The following is a 4757-nucleotide window of genomic DNA, read 5'->3' as shown; positions in this document are numbered from 1 at the left end:
TTTACCGCGTCTTCCATTCAAACAAAAATGCCTATAGAGAGAGGATAGGGGCACAATTGCGGTTGTGCCCCTTACAAATATATTTGTATTCCTTTTAATGGTTCAGCCGTTTAATCTTCGTCAAGGGCTGGGAAAGCTTCTTCAAGCTGCCACAACCTATCTTTATTTTTAACGAACCAAATACGAGTTTCTGGAGTTAATTTACTCCAAATGACTTCAACAGGGATGTGAGGAGATGCATATTGGTACTGCTGACCAAGTAATTTGAGATTGTCCGCTACATGATGGGGAATTCCAAATTCTTCCCAGTCAACTGTGACACTTCTTCCCGAAACTCCCGCTGTGGGGTCGAAAATCAATTGTGCTGATCTGACTAAATCAGCAAAGTGTTTCGGTTTGAGTTTGGTGATCTCCTGAATTTGGAGTGATTCGTTATACTCTTGAGACATGATCGCCGCAGTGGTAAAGATTAGTGGTGTATTGAACTTACTGCCAGAGATTTTTATCCCAATATTTTTACTTTAGCGCAGAGTCGCTAAATTCATCACGACTAAGATTATAGATTAGAGACTGGGGATTAGGAACAATTCTGATTCCAGTCCCCAATCCTCAGTCCTCAGTCCCTAGTTCCTATTTTAGTGACGAGTGTAGGAACGCTGAAAGTGAGTTTTGAGTGTCTGAGCCATCGCCGATATTACAACTGCTGCTATAGAAAGCGATATTGCTGCTATTCTGATTCTAGAATCATCTGCAAGTACCGCTACAGCCGCTAGAGCGATCGCTACCCCTATACAGCTTTGTTTTAGCCTATTTGTCACCTGATAAGCTCGATTGCAAGAATTACAAATAAGTGTGTGTCGCGAGAACCTGTCTAGCAAAATTGGCTTTGAATTTAACTTACCATTCTCAACATTTTTCCATGTGGAATAGCCCTGATAAAAAGGCAAAGATGACCCAAATTTATCTAGCCACTTGCGGTACTCAATCACTAATGGATCAGATGTTTTCAGCGGCAAATATAGTTCTTTGAGACTTCTTCCCAAGCGCTCAATTTCTGACTGTTGTCCCGCTATAAGAGGCAAATCCTGCTCCAATATTTTGTTGGTATTCAAGTGATCGAGCCAGCGGGGCCTCAGCTTGACTCCCCAAGTCATGAAATTACGATAACCTCTAGCTAAAAGACGGCATCGCCCTTTACCTAAAGGAATCGAATACAAAGCTAGTCCAAATGTCCAACCTCGTTCTTCAATATAAGCAGTGTTCAGCAAAAGACTTGGAGCAACAAAATCAATATACTTCCAGGCTTCATTTGATTTGTGAGTTCCCCGCCACCTGCCTCGAATTCCTTGAGCCGAACTCTCTAGTACTTCCATTTCTAGCGGTTGGGCATTTTTGCGATTACCACCACCCCTGGTGCCATCATGGCTAATAGCAACATGAGCAGGATCTATGACGTTCTCTATTAGATATGTTTGGTCATAAGGCAGATCCAATATAAAGTCTGCACACACGAATTCTGGCTTGTCTAAATCTGGCAGAATTGGGATAATTTCATCAACAGCAGTTTCTTTTTCGCCAGCCCACACCCAAATCATGCCTTGGCGTTCCACAACTTTAAAGGATGGCACGCAAGCATTGACTGGAATTTTTGCATCGGTTGGTAACTGGGGAATGTGGAGACATTGACCATTATTGCCAAACTGCCAACCGTGGTATAAGCACTCAATTTTGCCGTCAATAATTTGTCCATCAGAAAGTTTGGCTGTACGGTGAGGACAACGATCTGTTAAACAGATAAATTGTCCATCTTTGTTTTTGAACAAAACGAAGGGTTCATCGTACAAGGAAAAGCTATGAGGGCGGTTGGCAGGTAAGTCTTGCACAAAGGTAACAGGATACCAGCATTGCCTCCAGTTAAATTCTTGCTTTTCCTCAAGTGTCTCAACAGTAGAAGTTGGTGGTGTCGCCTGTAGTGTCTTTGTTTCTAATGACATAGTTTTCTCCAGGTTTATATGATTTTATACCTTTGGATTAGCAAATCCTTAGTCTTAGAGATAGAATATTTCCAGTCCCTATTTTAGTGACGAGTGTAAGAACGCTGAAAGTGAGCTTTGAGTATCTGAGCCATCGCCGACATTACAACTGCTGCTATAGAAAGCGATATTGCTGCTATTCTGATTCTAGAATCATCTGCAACTATTGCTACAGCCGCTAGAGCGATCGCCACCCCTATACAACTTTGTTTGAGCCTATTTGTCACCTGATAAGCTTGATTGCAGGAATGACAAATAAGTGTATGTTGCGAGAATCGGTCTAACGTGATCAACTTTTGATCAGACTTGTTACTAACGACATTTTTTGAGGTGGAATAACCTTGATAAAACGGCAAAGATGATCCAAATTTATCTAGCCACTTGCGATACTCAACCACAAGAGGATCAGATGTTTTCAGTGGTAAATACACTTCTTTGAGATTTTGTCCCAAACGCTCAATTTGGGCCTTTTGTTCAACGACTAATTGCAAATCACCTTCTAAGATTTTGTTTCGGATCAAGATGTGATCTAACCAGGGAGGCATCAGCTTGATTTTTTGGCTAAAGATGTTACCATAATTTCTAACGAGAACCCGACATCTATCCTTACTTAGTGGAATTGAATACAAGGCTACGCCCCCAAACTTACCTTGCTGTTCATAATCTAATTTGTAGAGAATCAAATTAGGAGCAATGAAATCTAATGACATCCAAGGCAGATTGCCTGTCTGTGTTTGCCGCCACCTTCCCTTAATTCCCTGAATGTTGCTGTCAATGACTTCTAGTTCCAACGGTTGGGCATCTTTTCGACTTCCCACGATGCCATCATGGCTGATTGGAAGATGAGCCGGGTCAATAACGTTTTCAATAAAATAGCTTTGGTCGTAAAAGCAAGTACTTCAGACATTAGAGCTAGGATTTTCTGACCTAGTTGAAGAAGCTGCAAGATATCAAAAATAATCAAATATTTGATTAGAGTTAACATCTATATTATTCCGAGCTTAGTTAGCGTATGTTATCGGCTAACTAAGCTTTTTTTCCCACGCCTTTTTTCGTTCACCCGTTCTTAATTATTGAATTCAATCACTCTAACTCTTGCTATATCTACTTTCTACACTTTCGCTCTTTTTTTAACAAAGATGTGACTAATGCATAGGTTTAGCAAATCGAAGCGGTAGGTTCAAGGGATCAGGACAATCCGGCCACCCAGGTCACCCTTGACGAGCAGCCGATGTGCCTCCGCTGCCTCAGCCAGCGGCAAGGTGCGGGCTACCTTCACGTCAAAGGCACCGGCCTGCGCCAATGCCGTCATTCGTAGCCGAGCAGCGTCACGAATGGCAATGCCAGGGTTGTCCTGCCCTGGAAGTGAAGCACCGCCGATCGTCTGGATGCCAGTCTCTTTCGCCCGGTCGAAGGCGGCGGCGACGATGGTGGCGATCCGCGAGTGGTCTTTCACGAGGGCAAGCGAGACGTCGATCGCTTCATCCGTACCGACGAGGTCGATTGCCGCGTCGATGCCGTCCGGCGCGGCTTCCACCACGCGCTCCTTCAACCCGTCCCCATACTTGATCGGCTGTGCGCCATAACCGCGTAGCATCTCAAAGTTTTTGGTGCTGGCTGTACCGATGATTTTGATGCCATCCAGCACCGCAAGTTGCACCACGGACAGCCCTGCCCCACCGGTCGCACCGTGGACGAGTACGGTCTGTCCCGGTCGAGCGCGCACGGCGGCAAGCGCGTGGGCAGCGGTGGTACCATCCAGCATTATCGCGCTGGCCTGCTCCCACGAAAGCTTAGTCGGCTTCGGCACGACGTCCGACGCGGAAACAGTGATTGTGTCGGCGTAGGCACCGGTGATTCGATACGCGATCACCTCATCGCCCGTTACGATTGGGCCAGCCGGTCCCATTGCCTCCGCACCAACTGCTGTCACCACACCAGCCGCCTCGACGCCGAGCCGCAACGGGAAGGTGGGGGTGCTCTGCCCACTGCTCACCGTGTAGGACGGGTCAGCGTAGCGCTTGTAGTCGGTGTGGTTCACGCCGACAGCACGAACCTGGATTGTGACTTCGCCCCGTCCGGGCGAACGAGATTTGGTAGGCACAGCCTTGAGCACGTCCGGACTGCCGAACTCAGTGGCGACGATTTCCAGGGTGACTGCTACATTTGTCATAGTGCTATCCTGAATTTGAGTCAAAAATTATTGATTAGTTTACTCAGCTTCATCTTGAAATTCAAGCTATTATTGTAGATTTTTCCTCACCCATCACTCGTCGTTTAAATCCAGGATTGACGGCATTGATTCGTATGCCCTGTTTGGCATAGTTAAGCGCCGCCGATCGCGTCCAGCTCGGCAATTATTTGCGGTGGAAGTTGCAAATCTGCGGCTTTGAGATTCTCATGCAGATGCTCAACCGATGAGGTTCCCGGAATCAGCAAGATGTTGGAAGAGCGCTGCAACAGCCACGCCAGCGCAACCTGCATCTTGGTGGCTCCGACCGACGCCGCCACCGTGTCCAGCGTCGAGGACTGAAGCGGGTTGAAGCCGCTGAGCGGAAAGAACGGCACGTAGGCGATGCCCTTAAGCGCCAGATCGCCGACTAGCGCCTCGTCGTCGCGGTGGGCGAGGTTATAGAACCCATTTGGGATCTGGTGTACCGGGAGATTAAAAGTATTTTTTATTACTTATGTACTCAAGCAGTTTAACAGATGAAGAGTGGTCAA

5 protein-coding genes are annotated in these 4757 nt (G+C 46.6%); all 5 read right to left on the bottom strand.

Translation table 11 applies throughout. The features are described from left to right. Positions 1 to 110 precede the first annotated feature (110 nt). The 5 genes from V7K49_RS27695 to V7K49_RS27675 all read right to left on the bottom strand — a co-directional run bounded on the left by V7K49_RS27695 (position 111) and on the right by V7K49_RS27675 (position 4601). Positions 111 to 449: a hypothetical protein gene (locus tag V7K49_RS27695; RefSeq protein WP_335208498.1), complete on the bottom strand. Its 339-nt coding sequence runs from the start codon at positions 447 to 449 to the stop codon at positions 111 to 113. 186 nt (positions 450 to 635) lie between these two features. After that, on the bottom strand, positions 636 to 1994 hold the full coding sequence (locus tag V7K49_RS27690) for an aromatic ring-hydroxylating dioxygenase subunit alpha (RefSeq protein WP_335208496.1): 1359 nt from the start codon (positions 1992 to 1994) through the stop codon (positions 636 to 638). Positions 1995 to 2077: 83 nt separating this feature from the next. Next, entirely contained in the window at positions 2078 to 2851 is a 774-nt protein-coding gene (locus tag V7K49_RS27685; RefSeq protein WP_335208495.1) for a hypothetical protein, read from the bottom strand. A gap of 362 nt (positions 2852 to 3213) precedes the next feature. Next, positions 3214 to 4206, bottom strand: a complete 993-nt coding sequence (locus V7K49_RS27680) for a quinone oxidoreductase family protein (RefSeq protein WP_335208494.1) — start codon at positions 4204 to 4206, stop codon at positions 3214 to 3216. Positions 4207 to 4358: 152 nt separating this feature from the next. Continuing rightward, positions 4359 to 4601: an aldo/keto reductase gene (locus tag V7K49_RS27675; RefSeq protein ID WP_335208493.1), complete on the bottom strand. Its 243-nt coding sequence runs from the start codon at positions 4599 to 4601 to the stop codon at positions 4359 to 4361. Positions 4602 to 4757 lie beyond the last annotated feature (156 nt).

This window comes from Nostoc sp., from assembly GCF_036919675.1.
Taxonomy (GTDB): Bacteria; Cyanobacteriota; Cyanobacteriia; order Cyanobacteriales; family Nostocaceae; genus Nostoc.
Note: the sequence above shows the minus strand (reverse complement) of the source record. Positions and strands in the feature narration are given on the sequence as shown.

Excerpts from the sequence above, each read along its gene's own strand:
- V7K49_RS27695 (WP_335208498.1), bottom strand. The coding sequence starts at position 449 with ATGTCTCAAGAGTATAACGAATCACTCCAAATTCAGGAGATCACCAAA.
- V7K49_RS27680 (WP_335208494.1), bottom strand. The coding sequence starts at position 4,206 with ATGACAAATGTAGCAGTCACCCTGGAAATCGTCGCCACTGAGTTCGGC.
- V7K49_RS27690 (WP_335208496.1), bottom strand. The coding sequence starts at position 1,994 with ATGTCATTAGAAACAAAGACACTACAGGCGACACCACCAACTTCTACT.